Here is a 19418-nt window from a genome sequence, read left to right as displayed (position 1 = left end):
CATCGGGAAAAGGACCACAGATGCGTCTCTTCCGTCCGATCGTCGTCGTACTCGCCGGGCTCGCGCTGGCCATGGCCGGACCCGTGGACGCCGCGGTGGCCGCGAAGGGCCCGTTCGGCTTCCTCGGTCCGAAGAACAAGCCCTTCTTCGTCGAAAACCCGCCGGACAACCGCTGTTTCACCATGAGCCAGGAAGCGCACGGCGCCCACAACGGGACGGACTCCCCGGCCACCATCTTCAGCGGCAAGAAGTGCTCGGGCACGGCCGTGCGCGTCGCCCCGGGGCAGCGGGCGCCACGCGACGCGGCGTTCTCCAGCGTCCGCTTCGGAGGACACTGAACCGCCGACGGACCGCCGGCGCTCCGTCACATCGGCAGCGAGTGCAGCCGCACCGGCCCCGGGGGCCACGCGGCCCCCGCCCGCAGCGCGGTCCACATGGTCCGCAGCGGCATGACGCGCGGGCCGTCGGGCTGCTCCACCTCCACCTCGCCGGTCACCGGGTGCCAGCCGAGCCGCTCGTAGAGACCGACCCGGTCCGGCCGGCAGAAGAGCAGGCCGAAGGGGAGGCCCCGGGCCCGGGCGTCGTCCATCGCGGCGGCGACGGCCCGCCGCGCGAGCCCGCGGCCCCGCATCCCGGGCGCCACGGCGACCCCGCCGAGCCCCGCCACGTCCATCCGGACGCCGCCGGCCGTCAACGGCAGCTCCACCAGCCCCGCGTGGGCGACGAGACGGCCGTCCCACAGGACGCCGAAGTGCTCCTCCTTGGGCCGCCAGGTCATCCCCACGGCTTCGACGCCGAACGGGTCGGGGGTGTCACCGAAGATCTCGGTGGGGGAGTAGTCGGCGAGCCGGACGGTGACCGGTCCGGACGGATCCGTGGAATCGCTCATCCGGGCAACATCGCACAACTCCCCGGCGCCCGGCCGTGATCCGGGTCACCCCGGAGCGCCGGCCGCGTCCGCCCGTCAGGCGCCCAGGCAGTGCCGCCGCGCCCGCAGGAACTCCTCGGTCGCCAGGTCCGGCCGGCTCGGGTCGTCGGTGAACGACGCCCACGGCTGGACGGCCGTGTGCGCGCCCATGGCCGCGAACACCTCCGCCGCCTCCGCGTAGTGCCGGGCCGACCACATCGCGAAGGCCAGGTGCGACAGATCGGGCACGGACAGCGGCGCGTGCCCGCCGTGGCCCAGGGTGGCGAACCAGCCCCGGTACGCCCGCAGCGTCTCCGAACGGATCGGGTCCACCGACCACTGCGAGCGCAGCAGCGCGTCCGACCGGCCCTGCCCCCGCGGGTCCGCGGCCTGCCGCCGGTGCAGATCGGCGTAGGCGAACAGCGGCATCACCAGCAGCGCCGAGCCGGCCGGCGCCCACGACGCCACCCAGCGGGCGAAGTCGACCGCCGACACCGAGGCCGCCGCGCCCGTCGTGCACGCCTGGAAGAACTGCAGCATCCGGTGGAACGCCTCGCGGTTGCACTGGTCGCGCTCCCAGATCCGGGAGAGCAGCCCCCACGGGCCCGGCGGCAGCATGATCTCCCAGGGCTGGAGCTGGTGTTCGGGCCGCTCCTGGCGCTCGTCCAGGGAGGCCAGCGTCAGCAGGCAGATCCACGGCACCGGGTCGGCGGGCGCGGCCTCGACCGCCAGCCGGCACGCCTCACGGGCCTGGTGCTCCAGGTGGACGGCCTCCGGGTGCCGCTGCCGGTGCGCGCGCTGCGCCCGCTGCACCACCACCCGGGCCCACATCACCCGGGCGTCCACGCTGTGGCCCTCCTCCGCCGCCCACGCCTCGACGATCGTCGAACCGGCGGCCACCGCGCCGAGGACCTGGGTGCGGGCCGTGCGCAGCGCCCAGTCGGCGCCGGTGCGCTCCAGCAGGTCCCGCATGGCCATCCAGCGGCCGGCCCACACCTCCTCGACCGCGATCCGCAGGGCGTCGTCGAGCCCGGCCGGGTGGTGGACCGGGCGGAAGCCGCCGCCGGCGGGGACCGTCGTCTCCCTGGCCATCAGCCCACCCCGTCGTGCAGGGCCGGCCGGGTGGCGGGCGGGCGGTGGGCGGTGGTCCGGGCGCGGACGCGGGCGGAGCGGACGGCCGGCGGGCCGGCGGCGACGGGTGGGGGGATGGTCACAAGGAGGTCCTGGTGCTGGGGAACGGGGGACGGATGGAGGGCGACGGGTCGGGGAACGGAAGGTGTCGACGAGGTCGACGGGGGCAGGCGGAGTGCACGGGGGAGCGGCAAGGGCCGCGGTGTGCAAGGGAGTTCGCGCCGTCGCCCGGACGAGCCTAACCCCAGGTGGGCGGCTGGTCGACCGTCGGCCGGAGGAAGATCGGGTTCCGCCGGCCCGCGGGGTCCGAAGCGCCGGGTGCGGTATGCAACCAAGTGGGGATTTCGATGGTCTTACCGTTCATGACAATGAAACGCACCCCTCTGCGGACCCGGCTGGGCGTGGTCCTGGGCGCCGCCGGACTGGCCGTCCCCCTGGCCGTGACGGCCGGCGGGACCGCCGAGGCCGCTCCCGCCAAGGCCCCGGCCAAGGCGCCCGCCAAGGTCTCCTGCCCGACGGACAAGGGCCGTATCGCCTGCGTCGACCTCACCCGCCAGGTGAGCTGGATACAGGACGGCAAGAAGATCAAGTACGGCCCGGTCCACATACGCTCGGGCAGAAAGGGCTTCGCCACCCGCACCGGCCTCAAGAAGGTCTACTGGCGCGACAAGGACCACCGCTCGTCGCTGTACGACGTGAGCATGCCGTACAGCCAGTTCTTCGACGGGGGTCAGGCGTTCCACGCCATCGGCGGCAGCGTTTACTCGCCGCCCGGCTCCCACGGCTGCGTCAACATGCGGATGAAGGACGCCCGGGCGTACTGGAACCTGCTCCACAAGGGCGACGACGTCTTCGTCTACGGCCGCAAGCCCGGTACCTGACCGGGCCGCGCGCCGGCGGGCCGGGCGTGTTCCGCCCCGGCCCGCCGGTGGCGGACCGACCGGCCCGCGGGTACGCTGCCCGGAGCGCCGACCGGGGGGAACGGATGCCCACACCGCTCGCACAACGCCCGCGCCTGCTGCACGAGTTGCCCGACCGCGGGGCCGCCCGCGCGCCGGACGCCGAAGCGCTCGTCTGCGGCGGTGCCCGCCTCACCTGGAGCGACCTCCGCTCCCGCGCCGACCTGCTGCGCGGCGCCCTGCGCACCGCCGGTGTGGACCGGGGCGGCCGGGTCGCGGTCGTCGGCCGGAACGGCCTCGCGTGCCTGGAGACCGTCCTCGCCGCCGCCGGCGCCGGCGCGGCCACCGCGATCCTCAACTGGCGCCTCGCCCCGCCCGAACTCGCCCATGTCATCGCCGACTCCGGCGCCACGGTCCTGTTCGCCGACGCCGCTGTGCTGGACGCCGTACGCACCGCCCTCGGCACGCTGGACGCCCCGCCCCGCCTGGTCGTCACCGGCGACGGCGCCGGGCCGGCCGACGGCGCCGAGACGTACGCCGCGCTGCTGGACCCCGCCGAACCGCTCGCCGCCCGGGACGACCTCGACCCCGACGACACCTGCGTCATCCTCTACACCTCCGGCACCACCGGATCCCCCAAGGGCGCCGAACTGACCCACCGGGGCCTGCTGGAGCAGAGCGCCGCGCTGCTCGCCGTCCTTTCTATGGGCCCGGCCGACCGCAGCGTCGCCGTCCTCCCGTTCTTCCACGTCGGCGGCGTCTGCTACGTCGTCACCGCGCTGCTCGCCGGGGCGCCCACGGTCGTGCTGCGCGAGGCAACCCCCGAGGCCATGTGCGCGGCCGTCGCCGACGGCGCCACCCACCTGCTGCTGGTGCCCGCCATGCTGCCCGGCATCCTGGCGGCCGGCCCGGACGCGGTCGCCGCCTTCGGCCGGCTCCGGTACTGCCTCTACGGCGCATCGCCCATGCCGCTGCCGGTGCTGCGCCGGGCGCTCGCGCTGTTCCCCGGGATCCGGTTCCTCCAGCTCTACGGCATGACCGAACTCTCCGGCGCCGCCACCGCCCTGGCCCCCGAGGCCCACCGCGACCCCGCCCATGCCCACCGCCTCGCCTCCGCGGGCCGCCCGATGCCGGGCGTCGAGGCGCGCGTCGTCGATCCCGCCACCCGCGCCGAACTGCCGCCGGGCCGGCGGGGCGAACTGTGGATCCGGTCCCCCGGCCGGATGAAGGGCTACCTCGGCAACCCCGCCGCGACGGCCGAGACCGTCACCGACGACGGCTGGCTGCGCACCGGGGACCTGGCGCGGATCGACGAGGACGGCTACGTCTTCGTCGAGGACCGGCTGAAGGACCTGATCATCACCGGCGGCGAGAACGTCTGCCCCGCCGAGGTCGAACGGGTGCTGGTCGAGCACCCCGCCGTCGTCGAGGCCGCCGTGATCGGGGTGCCGGACGAGAAGTGGGGCGAGACGGTACGGGCCGTCCTGGTGACGGCCGACGGGGTGCCGGTCGATCCGGCGGAGCTCCGGGCGTTCTGCCGCGAGCGGCTCGCCGGGTTCAAGTGCCCCACGTCGGTGGGGACGGTGGCGGCCCTGCCGCGCAACGCCACCGGAAAGATCGACAAGAACGCGCTGCGGGCCGCGGCGTCCGCCGGATGACGGTCGTGGCGGCCCTCGACGGCCTCGCGGCGTACGGCTGTCACTCGTCCCGCGCCGTACGGTCGGCCAGCCGTTCGTAGCGCTGCCGTGCGGCCTGGGGAGTGCCGAGCCCGAGTCCGAAGGCGATGTCCGGCCAGGTCATGCCGCGCCCCCGGGCCATTCCGAGGAGCCCGGCCTCCAGCTCGTCCATCTCCCCGCGCATCAGCGGCACGAGGCTCAGGGCGGCGGTGATGTCGGCGCGGTCCACCTCCGGTTCGCCGTCCTCCAGCAGGGCGGCGCCGCTGAGCAGGAAGGACACCAGCCGGACGGCCTCGTGCGGGCCGATCATCGTGGGGTGGGTCTGCCGACGGCGGCGCGCTTCCGTGTCCGCGTGCCGCTCGGCGATCCGGAACAGCGAGGCGTGGACGCGCCGCGCCCGCGCCTGGTCGAGGTCCGGGGGAGAGAAGGGGTCGGGGGTCCGGGAAGCATCAGACGCCTTCGGCGCCTCGGAAGATGACGGCATACGCAGCAGCGTGCCGCACCACATGACGGGGTGCCAATGACGTGTTGTAAACAATCTGTTTGCTCAGCCGTAGAGGCGCTCGGCGTACCGCGGCCCGTAGTAGGTCTCCAACTCCTCCATGGAGTCCTCGGGCCGCTCCAACACCTTGGCGATGCGCGCCCGGGACGGGACCTCGTCCGGCCGCCAGGTCTCCGGCTTCCAGAGCTCGGAGCGGAGGAACGCCTTCGAGCAGTGGAAGAAGACCTCCTCGACCTCGACCAGCAGGGCGAGGACCGGGCGGTGCCCCTTGACCGTCATCCGGTCGAGGAACGGCGCCTCGCGCACCAGCCGGGCCCGGCCGTTGACGCGGAGGGTGTCGCCGCGGCCGGGCACCAGGAAGACCAGGCCGACATGGGGGTTGGCGAGGACGTTGCGGAAGCCGTCCGCCCGCCGGTTGCCCGGGCGTTCGGCGATGGCGAGGGTGGTGTCGTCCAGGACGAGCGTCAGGCCGCCGACCGGGTCGCCCTTGGGGGAGACGTCGCAGTTGCCGTCCGCGTCCGATGTCGCCACCAGGCAGAACGGCGAGTGCTCCAGCCACTGCCGGTCCAACTCGCCCAGCCGGTCACGGGCCTTGTCGCGGACGCGCGGGAGCGGTTCCCCCAGCAGCTCCGTCAGCTCGCCGGGCTCGGTGATCTCCACCAGGTCCGTCATGTCCATGGATCCTTCCCCCGTTCCCGCGGGCGCGCCCCGCGACGCTTGCGATCCTAGGCGCGCCGACCGGTCCGGTCACCGGCCGGCGCGTGCCCGAAGTCTTCCGCGGCTCAGTGGCCGCGGGCGATCCACTCCTCCAGGTGCGGGGCCTCCGCGCCGATCGTCGTCGTGTCGCCGTGGCCCGTCCGGACGACCGTGTCGCCGTCGAGGGTCAGCAGCCGGCCGCGGATCGACGCGACGATGGTCGGGAAGTCGGAGAACGACCGGCCGGTGGCGCCCGGGCCGCCCTGGAAGAGGGTGTCCCCGGTGAACACCGTGTTCAGCTCCGGGGCGTGCAAGCAGACGGCGCCCGGCGCGTGCCCCGGCGTGTGCAGCACGGTGAGCTCCGTGCCGGCCACCCGCAGCACCTGCCCGTCCGCCAACTCGCCGTCCGGTGCGCGGTCCGGGTGGGTGCGGTCCCACAGGGGCCGGTCGTCGGGGTGGAGCAGGACCGGGGCGCCGGTGCGGTCGGCCAGCGCCGGTGCCGCGTTGACGTGGTCGTCGTGCGCGTGGGTGCAGACGACGGCCAGCAGCCGGCGGTCGCCGAGCGCCTCGGCGACGGCGTCCGGGTCGTGCGCCGCGTCGATGACGATCGCCTCGTGGTCGTCGCCCACGATCCAGACGTTGTTGTCGACCTCCCACGTGCCCCCGTCGAGGGAGAACGTGCCCGAGGTGACGAGGTGGTCGATCCGGGCCGGCATCAGAACACCACCACCGAGCGCAGCACGTCGCCCTGGTGCATCCGGTCGAAGGCCGCCTCGACGTCGCCCAGGCCGATGGTCTCGGTGACGAACGCCGCCAGGTCCAGCCGGCCCTGGAGGTGCAGGTCGACGAGCATGGGGAAGTCGCGGGACGGCAGGCAGTCGCCGTACCAGGAGGACTTCAGGGCGCCGCCGCGGCCGAAGACGTCGAGCAGCGGCAGGTCGATGCGCATGTCGGGGGTGGGGACGCCGACCAGGACGACGGTGCCGGCCAGGTCGCGGGCGTAGAACGCCTGCTCGTACGTCTCCGGGCGGCCGACCGCCTCGATGACGACGTCGGCGCCGAAGCCGCCGGTCAGCTCGCGGATCGCCTCGACCGGGTCGGTGGTCCGCGAGTTCACCGTGTGGGTGGCGCCCATCCGCCGGGCCGTCTCCAGCTTGCGGTCGTCGATGTCGACGGCGATGATCCGGGCCGCGCCCGCGAGCCGCGAGCCGGCGACGGCCGCGTCGCCGACGCCGCCGCAGCCGATGACGGCCACCGAGTCGCCGCGGCTCACCCCGCCGGTGTTGATGGCGGCACCGATGCCCGCCATCACGCCGCAGCCGAGCAGCCCGGCGACGGCGGGGGAGACCTCGGGGTCGACCTTGGTGCACTGGCCGGCGGCGACCAGCGTCTTCTCCGCGAACGCGCCGATGCCCAGGGCGGGCGTCAGCTCGGTGCCGTCGGTCAGGGTCATCTTCTGCCGGGCGTTGTGGGTGGCGAAGCAGTACTGCGGGCGGCCGCGCAGACAGGCCCGGCACTGGCCGCAGACGGCGCGCCAGTTGAGGACGACGAAGTCGCCGGGCGCGACCTCGGTCACGCCCTCGCCGACCGCCTCGACCACGCCGGCCGCCTCGTGGCCCAGCAGGAACGGGAAGTCGTCGTTGATGCCGCCCTGCTTGTAGTGCAGGTCGGTGTGGCAGACGCCGCACGCCTGGACCTTCACCACGGCCTCGCCGGGTCCCGGGTCCGGCACCACGATGGTCTCGACCCGCACCGGCTGGTTCTTCCCCGGCGCCACCACGCCCCGGACTTCCTGTGCCACGGCACTGTCCCTTCCTTGATCATTACGTCTCGGACCACTCTCGCGCACCACGGCGCCCGGCGTCCAACGACGCGGCTCACACCTCCCGGGGCGCGCTCGGGGCATCGGCCGCCGGCGCCGCGCCGGGCACGCGGGGCGCCCCCGGCGCGCCGGGCTCGCGCAGCGGGCGCAGCAGCAGCCAGCCGACGGCGGGCAGCGCGATCAGCGGCGCGAGGGCGACCCGCAGCGACGTGACGTCGGCGAGGGCCCCGATCAGCGGGCTCGCGACGCCACCGACGCTGACCGCCAGGCCGAGGGTGACGCCGCTCGCGGTGCCCACCCGGCGCGGCAGGTAGTCCTGGCCGAGCGTGACGTGCAGGGAGAACGGGACGTACAGCGCGGCCGAGGTCAGGGCCACGAACAGGTAGAGCGCCGGGCCGGGGACGAGGACGACGCCCGCGACCGCCGGCACCGCCAGGGCGTACGACCAGCGGACGACCGTCGTCCGCCCGTACCGCCCGGCCAGCCTCCCGCCCGCCACCGTGCCCACCGCGCCGCCGAGATAGAGCACGAACAGGGCCGCCGTACCGGCCAGTTGCCCCCAGCCGGTGCGCTGGCGGACGTGCAGCGAGACGAAGGCGCTCAGGCCGACGAAGACGACCGAACGGCACATGATGGCGCCGGTCAGCCGGCGGAACGACGCCCAGTCGTCCCGGCCGGCCGCGCGGGACGCGGCCCGGGCGCCCGGCGCGTCCCCCGGCGCGCGGGCCATGCGCAGCGCGGCGGCGCACAGGGCCGCGCCCGCGACGGCCGGGAGCGCCAGCAGCGGCGTCGCGCGCAGGCCGCCGGTGGCGACGACGGCGGAGACCAGCAGCGGGGCCGCGGCGAAACCGAGGTTGCCGCCGAGGGAGAACCAGCCCATCGCCACATGGCTGCCCCGGCTCGCCCGGCGCGCCACCCGCGCGGACTCGGGGTGGTAGGCGGCCACGCCGATCCCGGACACGGCGACGACTGCCAGGGTCAGGGCGTACGAGCCGCCCAGGCCGCTGAGGGCGACGCCCGCCCCGGCCAGCAGGGTGCTCACCGGCAGCAGCCACGGCATGGCCCACCGGTCGGTGAGCGCCCCGAACAGCGGCTGCACCACGGACGACAGCAGGGAGGCGGCCAGCACGATTCCCGAGGCGGCGGCGTAGGTGTAGGCCCGCTCCGAGACGAAGAACGGGACCAGGGCGGCGACGGCCCCCTGGTAGACGTCCACGCAGGCGTGCCCCGTGGACAGCAGCAGGATCGGGCGGTCGCGGAAGGTGAGGGATCGGTTCTTCGGCACCCCCCGATCGTGACGGCTCCCTCGCGCGTCCCGCTTCCGATAATATGCCAACTCCTGTCGGAAACCCGCCACTCGCGGCCACCTCCCGCGCAGGGTCGGCTGATCGTCCGGAACCGAACCCGTGCGCGGCCCGTCGACCCGTGGGTAGGCTCGGCGTCCGGGCGGACCGCGGACCGGACCGCCGGGCGGGAGGGAGCGGACCATGGCCGGAAGACGGCCCACCATCGCGGTCGTCGGCGGGGGCATCGGTGGACTGGCCGCCGCCGTCGCGCTGCGCCGGAGCGGACTCGACGCCGTCGTGCACGAACAGGCGGCGGAGCCGACGGCCACCGGCGCGGGCGTCGCCATCGGCGCCAACGGCCACCGCGTACTGCGCTCCCTGGACGTCGACCGGCGGCTCGCGGCGACGGCCGTCGCCCCGTCGCGCGTCGACTTCCGGCACTGGCGCACGGGCCGGACGGTGGCCGGGCTCGGCGTCGGCGACGGCTACGAGCGGCGGTTCGGCGCCCCCTTCTGGCACCTCGAACGCTCCGCCCTGCAGGACGCGCTGCTCGCCGCCGCCGACGGGATACCGGTGCGCTTCGGCGCCCGCTGCACCGGCGTGGAGCAGACCCCCGACGGCGCCGTCGTCCGCTTCGCCGACGGCTCGGCGGCCGAGGCGGACGCGGTGGTCGGCGCGGACGGCATCCACTCCGCCGTCCGGGACGCGGTCTTCGGCCCCGACGAGGCGGTCTTCTCCGGCACCAGCGGCTACCGCGCCCTCGTCCCCCTCGACCGGCTGCCGGATCTGCCCGAACTCGCCGACCCCGTCCTGTGGCTGTGGGTCGGACCGGGCCGGCACGTGGTGGTGTACCCGGTCGCGGGCGGGCGGCTGCTCAATCTCCTGGCCGTCGTCCCGGACCCCGCCTGGACCGTCGAGTCCTGGGTCACGGAAGGCCGGACGGCCGACCTGCTGGCCGCGTTCGACGGCTGGCACCCGGCCCTGACCGGCCTGCTGGCCGCCGTCGACCGCCCCGGCCGCTGGGCGCTGTACGACCGCGAGCCCCGGCGGTCCTGGACCCGCGGCCGGGTGACCCTGCTCGGCGACGCGGCGCACCCCATGCTGCCGCACCACGGGCAGGGGGCGAACCAGGCGCTGGAGGACGCGGCCGTCCTCGCCGCGCTGCTCGCCGACGCCGCGCCCACCGACGTCCCCGCCGCCCTGCGCCGCTACGAACGGACGCGCCGCCCCAGAACCCGCGCCATCCAGGCCGGCTCCCGGCAGAACGCCACCTGCCTCCACCTCCCCGACGGCCCCCAGGCCACCGCCCGCGACGCGAACCTCACCACGCTCCCGGACCGGCTGGCGTGGATCCACGGACACGACCCGCTGGGCGCGCTCACGACGCCGGCGCGGGGGTGAGCGGGCGGCCGCCCGTCCGCTGTCAGCCGGCCGTGACCTCGAGGAAGTAGTCGTACGCGGCCGGGTCGAAGGCCAGACCGGCCGTCCGTTCCAGCACCGCCATGTGCCCGGCGTCCATGGGGTAGACGTCCACGAACCGCTCGACCGGGATCCCGAACAGCCCGGCGAGGAAAGCCGGGTCGGCGTCCGTCAGTTCCGTCTCGCTCGCGGGGAAGTCGGAGTGCTTCGGGTAGGCGGTGACGGTGTAGTGCGCGGAACCGATGGTGCCGGTCCTTTCCGTTCGTTCCGGGGCGCCGCGCCCGGGAGCGCGGCGCCCCGCCTGATGTCTATGCCTCGACCCAGCCGTGGTTGGCGGCCAGGCGGACGAGGCGCTGGCGGACGAGGAGGATCTGTTCCGCGGTCATGGTGGGAGCCGCGGAGAGGAGGAGTTCGGTGACCTCGTCCGTGAACTCCTTGGCGGACAGCACGTCGCAGTCGCCGTCGTCGCCCGACGGGCCGGGGACGTAGCCCTCCGCCGGGACCTCGGCCGGCCGGCCGGACGCCCGGTCCAGCAGACGCACGTGGGACGCCTTGAGGCCCCGCTCGCCCTCCTCCACGGAGAACTCGACGAAAGCACCGGGGACGATCAGGCGCTTGTCCGCCTGGACGTCGTTGACGTGGACGAACACATCCTCGCCGCCGGTGTCCGGGGCGACGAACCCGTACCCCCGGAATTCGTCGAAGCGGATTATCTTACCCGTGACCACAGACATTCCCCACCTGCCACCGCGTGCCAGCAACGGCCCTGTCGCGGGCCCGACGGGACCTTATCCAGCCGCCGTCCCCGGCACAATCCCCGGGTCAACACCCCGCCGCCCGGACGTCCACCAGCACTTTGCCGGTCGTCGCCCGGGCGGCGACGGCCTCGTGCGCGCCGCCGACGCCGTCCAGCGGGACGACCCGGTCGACGTGCGGGACCAGTCGGCCCTCGCCGGCGAGCGCGAGGACCCGGCCGGCCACCTCCGCGAACAGCCCGTCCGCTTCCAGGACCTGCCGCATCCACAGCGTCACCACGCCGAGCGAGCGCCGGGTGAGCGCGTCCACCGCGACGACGGCCGGCTCCTCGCGGTGGCCGATGGAGACCAGCCGGCCGAAGGGGGCCAGCGCGGCGAGCGCGGCCTCGACGCGCGGGCCGCCCAGGGAGTCCAGGTAGAGGTCCACGCCGTCGGGGAACAGCGCCGGCAGCGCCTCGGGGCCCTCGGCCGCGTGGTCCGCGCCGAGCTCCCGGACGAACTGCCGCTTGGCCGCGGTCGAGGCCGTCCCGGCGACCGCGGACGCCCCGAGGGCGCGCGCCAGTTGCACGGCCAGGTGTCCGACCCCGCCCGCGGCGGAGGCGACCGCGACCCGTTCCCCCGGCCGCAGCCGGCCGGCCGTGACCAGGGCGGCGTACGCCGTGCAGCCCTGCTCGACCAGGGCGGCGCCCGCCAGGTCGTCGATGTCGTCGGGGAGTTCCACGGTGTACGCGTCCCGGGCGACGGCCACCTCCGCGTAGCCGCCCCCGTCGCGCAGCAGCGCGGCCACCCGCCGGCCGTCCCGTCGGCGGACGCCGACGATCTCCGCGCCGAGGACCGCGGGCAGCCGCGGCGGCCGGTAGGTCCCCGCCCGCACCTCCAGGTCCCCGAAGTTGACGCCCGCCAGCACCACGTCGACGACGGACTCGCCCGCACCGGCGACCGGTTCCGGGAGCTCCGCGGTCTCCAGCACCTCCGGCCCGCCGAACCGGCGGATCACCACAGCCCGCATGCCGCTCAGCCCTCCAGGTAGTCCTCGGGCGCGGAGCCCTCCCGGACCGTGTCGAGGGTGAAGCAGTGCAGGCCGCCGCCGAAGAGGCGGCGGTGGCGGTGGCGCACCGGCACCACCGTGAAGCGATGCTTCTCCAGCGTCCGGATCAGCTCCGGGCAGGCGGAGTTGACCAGGACGGTGTCGGGGGACACGGACAGCACGTTCAGGTCGATGTAGCGGCTGGTCAGGAGGAGGTCGTCAGCGTCGTACACCGGGAACTGGTTGTCCTCCGGCTCCGGCGGGAAGATCATGTCCCACGAGCGGAGCGGCTTGGGCAGCCGCTCGGCGATCTGCGGGGTGCGCACCAGCAGCAGCCCGGGGCGGAGCGCCAGCACGGTGCTGTCGATGTGGCTGTCGGACAGCGAGTCCAGCCGGTGCACCCGGAACCGCCCGTCCAGGTGGCGCTCCAGCCAGTCGCAGCCGAGGACGTGGTTGGCGGTGGAGACGTTGACGAAGACGTCCCGGCCGAGCCGCAGGCACTGCGCCCCGTCGATCATCATCTCGTGCCCGACGTCGTACGGCGACGGCCGGGGGTCGGTGATCGGCTCCATCAGCTCGCCGGGGGCGGTGTGCGCCGTGACGTAGGACAGGTCGAAGGAGGCGTCGGTCATCAGCGGCCGGGGCATGACCGTCCAGCGCGCGCCGCGCCGGAAGTAGTCGGCGAAGACCGGCTTGAGGAGCTGCGTCTCGAAGTAGCGGGCGCGCACCTGAGGGGCCGTCTCGATGACCTCGTCGCCGAGGACGATGCTGTTGTCGCGGACGTTGAGGGCCGGGATGACGGCGGCCCGGAAGGTGGGCGTGCGCACCTCGATGTGCTCGGCGAGCGGCGCGGGCCGGTGCACGGTGACGCCGAGGGAGGCGAGGGTGTCGACCATCCCCTCGACGTCCTCTTGGAGCTCCTCGACGTAGCGCTTCTTGATGGGGCTCTGCCGGGCCCCGGTGCCGGTGCCGTCCTCCCCGGACGCGTCCCCGCCCGGCGCCCGGTGGCGCGGGTAGTACATGCGGCTGTACGGCATCTCGTCGTGGAAGAACAGGTCGAAGGACAGCTCCCGCTCGTGGGAGGAGTAGTTCTCGGCCGAGCCGACGACCACTTCACGCAAGGGGGACCAACTGTCGTAGCTGTTCAGGGACATGCGGCGGCCTTTCGTCAGGAGGCGGGGGCGGGCTCGGCGGCGAACACGGGGAGGGAGCGCCGCACGGCGTGGGCGGCGGGCCGGTCGGGGGCGATCACACAGGGGACCACCGTGCCGTCCACCGGGACGCGGTCGCCGACGAGGACGACGCCCGTGCGCGTCGCGGGGTCGAAGGCGAGCCCGGCCCGGTCCAGCGCGTCGAGGGCCGCGCCGAAGGAGGGGACCGGCCAGGCGCCCTTCTCCAGGAACACCCGCCGGGACCGCAGGGGTTCGCCGACGAGCCGCGCCGCGAGCACGGAGTGCAGGTGCGACGAGCCGGTGAGCCGGCCGTTGGCCTCGGTGAACAGCAGTTCCCCCGCGGGGGTGACGATGGCGTCGGCGCTGAGCGTCCCCCGGTAGCCGAGGGCGCGGTACGCCTCGCACAGCCGCCGCCCGTGCCCGACCAGCCGGTCCAGGAGGTCCGGCGGCAGGGCGGCGGGCACGGTCTCGCCGTCCAGCATCGGGTCCATCAGCATCTCGCCGTGGCCGGACAGCACCACCCCGGCGTCGCGGACCTCGAACTCGGCGTACACGGGGACGGATTCGGGGTGGTACCGCTCGACGACCACGGGGTGCCGCCCGCCCGACGACAGCCCGGCCCAGTGCCGGGCCGTGTGCTCCCGGGCGGCGTCCGGGCCGGGGAGGACGACGGCGCGGTGCGCCCCGAGCGGGCGGACGGCCGGATCGGTGGTGAGGACCTCGTTGCCGAGGCCGCCGGAGTGGAAGGCGAGCTTGAGGACGGCGGGGTGCCCGGCGGCGAGCAGCTCCGCCGCGGCGGCGCCCGCCGCGTCCGGGCTGCCCGCCACCGTACCGGCGGCGACGGGCGTCCCGGTGCCGGCCGCCACCGCGCGGAAGGCGGCCTTGCTGTTGACCAGGGCGCTGCCGCCCTGGTCGTGGAAGGCCCAGCCGGGCAGCGCCCGTTCGGCCCCGAGCCGTCGGACGAGGCCGGTGACGCCGGTGTCGGCGTACACCGGCATCACCCGGTCGACGGTCCGCCCGGCCAGGGCCGCGCGGACGGCGGCGACCGTCGCGTCGGGCAGGGCGCCGGTGGGCGGGAGGGCGGCGGTGACGACGGTGAGGCCGGCCCGGCGGGTGCCGGTGAGGCCGGTGACGTGGTCGGCGAAGGCGTCGTCGGGCGCCTCAGGGAGGAGCAGGACGTCGCCGTCCCGGGCCCACCACAGCAGCCGTTGGGCGCCCCGGGCCGCCCGCCGCCGCTCCTCCGGGGTGCCGTCCGGGCCGCCGGTCATCTCGGCGGCCCGGTTGTTGCCGATCAGCAGCGCCGTCATCCGTCCCCCCGCGGCGCGGCGGCCGGGCCGCCGGGCTCGGGGTCGCGGCAGGGCACCAGGAAGCTTCGCTCGAAGACGAGCACGACCTCGCCGGTGGACTTGGTGCCGGTGGTCCGGCAGGAGACGATGCCCTCGCCCGGGCGGCTGCGGGAGAGCCGTTTGCCGAGGATCTCGGTGGTGGCGTAGAGGGTGTCGCCGGTGAACACCGGGTTGGGCAGCCGGATGCGGTCCCAGCCCAGGTTGGCCAGGGCCTTGCCGCTGGTGCTGCGGGCCGTCATGCCGCCGACGATGCTGAGGGTGACGAGGCTGGAGACCAGCGGCCGGCCCCAGGGAGTGTCCGCGCAGAACGCGGCGTCGATGTGCAGGGGCGCGTCGTTCATCGACAACGTGCTCATCAGAACGTTGTCCATCTCGGTGACGGTCCGGCCGGGCCGGTGCTCGATCACGTCGCCGACGGTGAACTCCTCGTAGAGGAAGCCCACCACTTCCCGGTAGTGCTGCGGTCCCAGCCGCTCGTAGCCGCTGGGCGGGGCGTCGTCCGCCATGGGTCGGTACCGTCCTCAGTGCGTGGGGGAGAGGTCCTTGATGTGGCCGATGAACTCGTCGAGCTTCTCCCGGGACAGATCCGCGCGGATCATGATGCGCAGACCCGCCTCGCCCTTGGGGACGATGGGGAAGAAGACCGCCGAGCAGTAGAAGCCGCGCTGGAACATGTCGGCGGAGAGTTTGACGGCCGCCTCCGGGTCGCCGACGGTGATGCGGCGCACGGGCAGGCCGTTTCCGGCGAAGGCGGTGGGGAAGGCGGTGTCGAAGTAGGCGATGTTCTCCTGGAGCCTGCGCTGGAGTTCGCCGAGTTCGGGGGAGCGGTGGATCGCGGCCGACGCCAGCGAGGCGCCGACGACCGGGAAGGACATGTTCTGCGACCAGCCGACCGGGCCCGCGTGCCGGTGCAGGAACTCGAACATCTCCCGGCTGCCGAGCATGGCGATGCCGCCGGCGGTGCCGAACGCCTTGCCCAGGCTGGCGGTGATCACGGTCAGTTCGTTCATCTCCAGCTGCGAGCGGGCGAAGCCCTCGCCGTGCTCGCCGAGGATGGAGAGCGAGTGCGAGTCGTCCAGGTAGAGGAAGAGGCCGTACCGCTCCTGGAGCCGCCGCAGCCCGTCCAGGGCCGCCGCGCCGCCCATGGAGTACGCGCCGTCGGCGACGTAGGCGACCCGCGGATACGTCCGGCAGATCTCCTCAAGCCGGTCGAGGTCGTTGTGGTCACAGGTGAGGACGAGGCTCTCGTCACCGCAGACGGGCTTCATGTACGACATGCAGAAGTGGCAGAACCGGTCGAAGACCATCACGCGCGGTTGCCCGTCGGACAGATGGCCCGAGGCGATCAGCGGCAGGATGCCGGCGGTGAGCGCGCTGCACGAGGCGCCGGGCAGGGCGTGGCAGCCGAAGAGGTCGCCGAGCTCCTCCTCCAGCCGGGCCAGCAGCCGGTGCCGGACCCGGGTGGTCGGCATCACCAGGGAGGTGGCGCCGGTCTCCCGGAGCGCCTCGATCGCGCCCTCCACCACGGCGGGGTGGTGGTTGAGGCCCAGGTACGAGCACGAGCACATGTTGACGAACTCGTGCCCGTCCGGGGTGACGAGCCGGTTGTTGGCGTCGGGGGAGTCGGCCACCACGCCGATCAGCCCGGCCTGCGCGGCGCCCAGCCACGCCGGGTCGGCCGTACGGATCATGGTGGCGCTGTTGCGGTAGCGGTGCGGTCCGGTGATCTCGGGCGTGGGGCCCGGGGGGTTGGTGTCGTTCACTGTTCCCTCTCCTGCGTCACGGTGGTGGAGCGTGGGGCGTCGGGGTACGGGCGGGGCTGCCGATGCAGTGCGACCGCGGGTCTCGGGGACGGCGGCCCGTCGCTTCCGGGGGACGGCGCGGGCGGCCCCGGGAGTCCGTCGCCGAACTCCTCGACCAGCCGCTGGGACGCCTCGAAGAACGGGATGCCGATCATCACGCCATCGACCACGGTGATGTCCCGGCCGTTCTCCCGCCCGGCGGCGACGATCCGGCGGGCGCGGCCGAGGGTGTCGTCGTCCGGGGAGAACGCCTCGTTGATCAACGGCACTTGGCGGGGGTGCACGGCGATCTTGCCGCTGAACCCCATGTCCTTGGCGAGGGCCGCCTCGCAGCGCAGCGCCCCGTCGTCGTGCACCTCGAAGAAGGGCGCGTCCATCACCTCGATCCCGGCCGCCCGCGCGCTGTTGACCAGCACGCCGCGCGGGTGGGCCAGGGCGTCCCAGGTGAGCCGGGCGCCGGTGGCGAACGCGTAGTCGGCCGAGCCGAAGACCAGGGCCCGCAGCCTGCGGGAGGACGAGGCGATGCCGGCCGCGTGCTGGAGGCCGCGCGGCGTCTCCACGACGGCGACGAACTCGGTGTCCGGGCACTCCGGGCCCAGGACGTGCTCCACGATCTCGACGTCGCGGCGCGATTCCACCATGGGTATCAGGACCAGCGGCGGCTTGACCGCGTACTGGCGCAGCGCCAGCAGGTCGCGCAGGCCGTCCGGTCCGCTGATGGCGTTGATGCGCACGGCGCAGCGGGTCGTGGCGGCGGTGGGGAGGGTGAAGAAGCCCTCGGCCCGTCTGCGCGCCTCCTCCTTGCGCGCCGGCGGAACGGAGTCCTCCAGATCGACCATGGAAATGTCGGCCCCCGAGCGGTGGCCGGCGGCGTAGCGATGGACGGCGGTGGCGGGGGTGGACAGCAGGGACCGGCAGTACCGCGAGTACTTCATGGGATCTCCGACGAGGGCCGGCGGAAGCGAGCAGGGCGCGGTGGCGTCGTGATCCGCCCCCGCGGTTCCATGCCTACCGCACCCGGGCTGTTCGAGACCGCTCCGCGTGCCCCGAACAAGCAACTCCGAACAACGCCGAACAATCGGGATTGGTCATTCATAGCCCGACTGTCATTGTCGAATTGACGGAAATCATAGTGTTGTTGGCCATTGCCTGACCGTTACCGTAAGGTCCACCGCTACGTTCGGCTCGCTCGCGCCGCCGCCCCACCCCAGGCCCGGTGCCGTGCGGCACGGCTGGAAAGGCAGGGCAGTGGCACGCCGTGAACGGCCCCTGGACCCGGGCGACAGCCCCCTGCTGCGCTTCGCCGCGGACCTGCGCGCCCTGCGCGAACGGGCGGGCAGCCCCACGTACCGCCAACTCGCCCTCCGCGCCCACTCGTCCGCGGCCAGCCTCTCGGTCGCCGCGGGCGGCCGCAGGTTCCCGACCCTCGCCGTCACCAGCGCCTACGTCCGCGCCTGCGGCGGCGACGTGGGGGAGTGGGCGGACCGCTGGCACGCCGTGGCCGCCGCCCTCGCCCGCCGCCGGCCGCCGCCCTACGCCGGCCCCGCCGCGTACACGGCGGCCGACGGCGACCGCTTCTTCGGCCGGGAACGCCTGGTGGAGGAGGCGGTGGAACGGTTACGCCGGGACCGGTTCGTGGTCGTCTCCGGCGCCTCCGGGGCCGGGACCACCTCGCTCCTCCAGGCGGGCGTCGTCCACCGGCTCGCCACCGCCGAAGATCCGCCCGCCGTCGGCACGTTCGTTCCCGGGCCCGACCCCGTCGCCGAACTCGCCCGCGGCCTCGCCCGGCTCCCGGACCCCGACTCCGTCCTCGTCGTCGACCAGTTGGAACGACTCCAGGCGCCGGCCCCGGCCGGACGCGGCCGTTCCGCAGGCCCGGCGGACCTGCCCGGCCTCCTCGACGTGCTGCTCGCCGCACCCTGCCGACTCGTGCTGGGCTTGCGCACCGACCTCCACGAACGGTTCGCCGGCCACCCCCTGCTGGCCGGGGAACCGCTGACCGTGCCGGCGCCGACCCCCGAGGACCTCACCCGCGTCGTCACCGAACCGGCCGCCGCGGCCGACTGCACCGTCGAGGACCGGCTGCTCGCCGTCCTCGTCACGGGAGCCCATCGGCAGCCCGGCGGCCTCGCCCTGCTGTCCGCGGCCCTTCTCGCCACCTGGCGGCACCGCGACGGCAACCGGCTCACCCTCGCCGGCTTCCACGCCGCCGGCGGGTTCGAGGGCGCCGTCACCCGGGGCGCCGAGGCGGTCTGGGCCGAACTCGCCGACGGCCCCCGGCAGCGGGCCCGGGGCATCCTGCTCCGCCTGACCGAACCCGGCGACGACGGTGCGCCGCGCGCCCTCGACCGCCGGGAACTCGGCGACGCCCCCGGCACGGCCGCCGCCCTCGAACGCCTCGCCGCCGCCCGGGTGCTCACCCTCGACCGCGACCGGGCCGTCCTCGCCCACGGCGCCGTCGCCCAGGGCTGGCCCCGGCTCGCCGCCTGGACGGCCGAGGACCCGGAGGCGCTGCGCCGCCGCCGGCGGCTCACCCGGGCGGCCCGGGCCTGGGAGGAGTCCGGGCGCGACCCCGAGACGCTCTGGCGCGGACGCCGGCTCGCCGAGGCGGAGGCGGAGTCCGCGACCCGCGCGCCCGGCTGCCCGGACGCGGCGTACCCGCCCGGCGGCCCGGAGCGGGAGTTCCTCGCCGCCTGCGCGACGGCCGAACGGGCCCGCCGCGTACAGGACGCGGTCCGCGACGCCCGGCTGCGCGCCCAGCGCCGCCTCATCGCCTTCCTGGCCGGCCTCCTGATCTCGGTCTCGGCCCTGGCGGCGGCGACGGTTCCGCTCGCGGTCCGCTGAAGGGAGGTCACGGCCAAGCGGGCGGCGGCGCCTCCGACCGCCCCGCCGCCCAAGGCCACCGTCGTCCACCGAACGGGACCCGCGCGTCGGCGGTGGCGGGCGTCGGCCCGTCGGCCGGTCGCCGACGGCCGGAC

20 protein-coding genes and 1 pseudogene are annotated in these 19418 nt (G+C 74.8%); 5 read left to right on the top strand and 16 right to left on the bottom strand.

Annotation, left to right across the window (positions count from 1 at the left end):
- Positions 1-20 precede the first annotated feature (20 nt).
- Complete coding sequence (locus J7W19_RS02065; RefSeq protein ID WP_004942040.1) at positions 21-338, top strand: hypothetical protein; 318 nt, start codon at positions 21-23, stop codon at positions 336-338.
- 26 nt (positions 339-364) lie between these two features.
- Here J7W19_RS02065 and J7W19_RS02060 read toward each other — a convergent pair whose 3' ends face one another.
- The 3 genes from J7W19_RS02060 to J7W19_RS33355 form a co-directional block, all read right to left on the bottom strand.
- Entirely contained in the window at positions 365-889 is a 525-nt protein-coding gene (locus J7W19_RS02060; RefSeq protein ID WP_004942043.1) for a GNAT family N-acetyltransferase, read from the bottom strand.
- A gap of 75 nt (positions 890-964) precedes the next feature.
- Positions 965-1999, bottom strand: a complete 1035-nt coding sequence (locus J7W19_RS02055) for a hypothetical protein (RefSeq protein WP_004942045.1) — start codon at positions 1997-1999, stop codon at positions 965-967.
- A complete protein-coding gene (locus J7W19_RS33355) occupies positions 1999-2121 on the bottom strand; it encodes a hypothetical protein (protein WP_267939115.1) in 123 nt (40 codons plus the stop codon). Before J7W19_RS33355 ends, J7W19_RS02055 begins: the two co-directional genes overlap by 1 nt.
- Positions 2122-2454: 333 nt before the next feature.
- On the opposite strand from J7W19_RS33355, the pseudogene J7W19_RS02050 reads away from it, so the two are divergent.
- Both J7W19_RS02050 and J7W19_RS02045 read left to right on the top strand, forming a co-directional pair.
- Positions 2455-2919, top strand: a pseudogene (locus tag J7W19_RS02050) (L,D-transpeptidase); the annotation flags it as partial.
- Between the two features lie 104 nt (positions 2920-3023).
- Positions 3024-4595, top strand: coding sequence for a long-chain-fatty-acid--CoA ligase (locus tag J7W19_RS02045; RefSeq protein ID WP_004942050.1), 1572 nt, complete (start codon positions 3024-3026; stop codon positions 4593-4595).
- A gap of 40 nt (positions 4596-4635) precedes the next feature.
- Here J7W19_RS02045 and J7W19_RS02040 read toward each other — a convergent pair whose 3' ends face one another.
- From J7W19_RS02040 to J7W19_RS02020, 5 genes are all read right to left on the bottom strand, one after another.
- Positions 4636-5097 (bottom strand): hypothetical protein, encoded by a 462-nt coding sequence (locus J7W19_RS02040; RefSeq protein ID WP_004942053.1) that lies wholly within the window; start codon positions 5095-5097, stop codon positions 4636-4638.
- A gap of 63 nt (positions 5098-5160) precedes the next feature.
- On the bottom strand, positions 5161-5793 hold the full coding sequence (locus J7W19_RS02035; RefSeq protein WP_004942054.1) for a pyridoxamine 5'-phosphate oxidase family protein: 633 nt from the start codon (positions 5791-5793) through the stop codon (positions 5161-5163).
- Between the two features lie 104 nt (positions 5794-5897).
- The gene (locus J7W19_RS02030; RefSeq protein WP_004942056.1) at positions 5898-6527 is read right to left on the bottom strand and encodes an MBL fold metallo-hydrolase; all 630 of its coding nucleotides are present in this window, start codon (positions 6525-6527) and stop codon (positions 5898-5900) included.
- Positions 6527-7612, bottom strand: coding sequence for an S-(hydroxymethyl)mycothiol dehydrogenase (locus tag J7W19_RS02025; RefSeq protein WP_004942059.1), 1086 nt, complete (start codon positions 7610-7612; stop codon positions 6527-6529). Before J7W19_RS02025 ends, J7W19_RS02030 begins: the two co-directional genes overlap by 1 nt.
- Positions 7613-7688: 76 nt before the next feature.
- Complete coding sequence (locus J7W19_RS02020; protein WP_004942061.1) at positions 7689-8918, bottom strand: MFS transporter; 1230 nt, start codon at positions 8916-8918, stop codon at positions 7689-7691.
- 202 nt (positions 8919-9120) lie between these two features.
- Between J7W19_RS02020 and J7W19_RS02015 the strand changes: the two genes are divergently transcribed.
- Entirely contained in the window at positions 9121-10320 is a 1200-nt protein-coding gene (locus J7W19_RS02015) for an FAD-dependent monooxygenase (RefSeq protein ID WP_004942063.1), read from the top strand.
- Positions 10321-10342: 22 nt separating this feature from the next.
- Here J7W19_RS02015 and J7W19_RS33915 read toward each other — a convergent pair whose 3' ends face one another.
- From J7W19_RS33915 to J7W19_RS01980, 8 genes are all read right to left on the bottom strand, one after another.
- Entirely contained in the window at positions 10343-10582 is a 240-nt protein-coding gene (locus J7W19_RS33915; protein ID WP_420877637.1) for a DUF7683 domain-containing protein, read from the bottom strand.
- A 64-nt stretch (positions 10583-10646) separates the two neighbouring features.
- Complete coding sequence (locus J7W19_RS02010; RefSeq protein ID WP_004942065.1) at positions 10647-11066, bottom strand: cold-shock protein; 420 nt, start codon at positions 11064-11066, stop codon at positions 10647-10649.
- A gap of 94 nt (positions 11067-11160) precedes the next feature.
- Positions 11161-12102 carry a quinone oxidoreductase family protein gene (locus tag J7W19_RS02005; RefSeq protein ID WP_004942066.1) on the bottom strand — a complete coding sequence of 314 codons (942 nt, stop codon included), beginning with the start codon at positions 12100-12102 and terminating at the stop codon, positions 11161-11163.
- A gap of 5 nt (positions 12103-12107) precedes the next feature.
- Entirely contained in the window at positions 12108-13274 is a 1167-nt protein-coding gene (locus J7W19_RS02000; RefSeq protein ID WP_004942068.1) for a hypothetical protein, read from the bottom strand.
- Positions 13275-13288: 14 nt separating this feature from the next.
- Complete coding sequence (locus J7W19_RS01995; RefSeq protein ID WP_004942069.1) at positions 13289-14599, bottom strand: preATP grasp domain-containing protein; 1311 nt, start codon at positions 14597-14599, stop codon at positions 13289-13291.
- Entirely contained in the window at positions 14596-15144 is a 549-nt protein-coding gene (locus J7W19_RS01990) for a MaoC family dehydratase (protein WP_004942071.1), read from the bottom strand. The genes J7W19_RS01995 and J7W19_RS01990 overlap by 4 nt, the downstream gene beginning before the upstream one ends.
- Positions 15145-15159: 15 nt before the next feature.
- Positions 15160-16401, bottom strand: coding sequence for an 8-amino-7-oxononanoate synthase family protein (locus tag J7W19_RS01985; protein ID WP_004942074.1), 1242 nt, complete (start codon positions 16399-16401; stop codon positions 15160-15162).
- Positions 16398-17375 carry an HpcH/HpaI aldolase/citrate lyase family protein gene (locus J7W19_RS01980; RefSeq protein WP_004942076.1) on the bottom strand — a complete coding sequence of 326 codons (978 nt, stop codon included), beginning with the start codon at positions 17373-17375 and terminating at the stop codon, positions 16398-16400. Before J7W19_RS01980 ends, J7W19_RS01985 begins: the two co-directional genes overlap by 4 nt.
- Positions 17376-17688: 313 nt before the next feature.
- Here J7W19_RS01980 and J7W19_RS01975 point away from each other — a divergent pair, with 313 nt between their 5' ends.
- Positions 17689-19284, top strand: coding sequence for an nSTAND1 domain-containing NTPase (locus J7W19_RS01975; protein ID WP_004942078.1), 1596 nt, complete (start codon positions 17689-17691; stop codon positions 19282-19284).
- Positions 19285-19418: the final 134 nt, after the last annotated feature.

Source organism: Streptomyces mobaraensis NBRC 13819 = DSM 40847 (assembly GCF_017916255.1).
GTDB lineage: Bacteria > Actinomycetota > Actinomycetes > Streptomycetales > Streptomycetaceae > Streptomyces > Streptomyces mobaraensis.
Note: the sequence above shows the minus strand (reverse complement) of the source record. Positions and strands in the feature narration are given on the sequence as shown.

Excerpts from the sequence above, each read along its gene's own strand:
- J7W19_RS02065 (WP_004942040.1), top strand. The coding sequence starts at position 21 with ATGCGTCTCTTCCGTCCGATCGTCGTCGTACTCGCCGGGCTCGCGCTG.
- J7W19_RS02060 (WP_004942043.1), bottom strand. The coding sequence starts at position 889 with ATGAGCGATTCCACGGATCCGTCCGGACCGGTCACCGTCCGGCTCGCC.
- J7W19_RS02055 (WP_004942045.1), bottom strand. The coding sequence starts at position 1,999 with ATGGCCAGGGAGACGACGGTCCCCGCCGGCGGCGGCTTCCGCCCGGTC.
- J7W19_RS02045 (WP_004942050.1), top strand. The coding sequence starts at position 3,024 with ATGCCCACACCGCTCGCACAACGCCCGCGCCTGCTGCACGAGTTGCCC.
- J7W19_RS02040 (WP_004942053.1), bottom strand. The coding sequence starts at position 5,097 with ATGCCGTCATCTTCCGAGGCGCCGAAGGCGTCTGATGCTTCCCGGACC.
- J7W19_RS02035 (WP_004942054.1), bottom strand. The coding sequence starts at position 5,793 with ATGGACATGACGGACCTGGTGGAGATCACCGAGCCCGGCGAGCTGACG.
- J7W19_RS02030 (WP_004942056.1), bottom strand. The coding sequence starts at position 6,527 with ATGCCGGCCCGGATCGACCACCTCGTCACCTCGGGCACGTTCTCCCTC.
- J7W19_RS02015 (WP_004942063.1), top strand. The coding sequence starts at position 9,121 with ATGGCCGGAAGACGGCCCACCATCGCGGTCGTCGGCGGGGGCATCGGT.
- J7W19_RS02005 (WP_004942066.1), bottom strand. The coding sequence starts at position 12,102 with ATGCGGGCTGTGGTGATCCGCCGGTTCGGCGGGCCGGAGGTGCTGGAG.
- J7W19_RS02000 (WP_004942068.1), bottom strand. The coding sequence starts at position 13,274 with ATGTCCCTGAACAGCTACGACAGTTGGTCCCCCTTGCGTGAAGTGGTC.
- J7W19_RS01995 (WP_004942069.1), bottom strand. The coding sequence starts at position 14,599 with ATGACGGCGCTGCTGATCGGCAACAACCGGGCCGCCGAGATGACCGGC.
- J7W19_RS01990 (WP_004942071.1), bottom strand. The coding sequence starts at position 15,144 with ATGGCGGACGACGCCCCGCCCAGCGGCTACGAGCGGCTGGGACCGCAG.
- J7W19_RS01980 (WP_004942076.1), bottom strand. The coding sequence starts at position 17,375 with ATGAAGTACTCGCGGTACTGCCGGTCCCTGCTGTCCACCCCCGCCACC.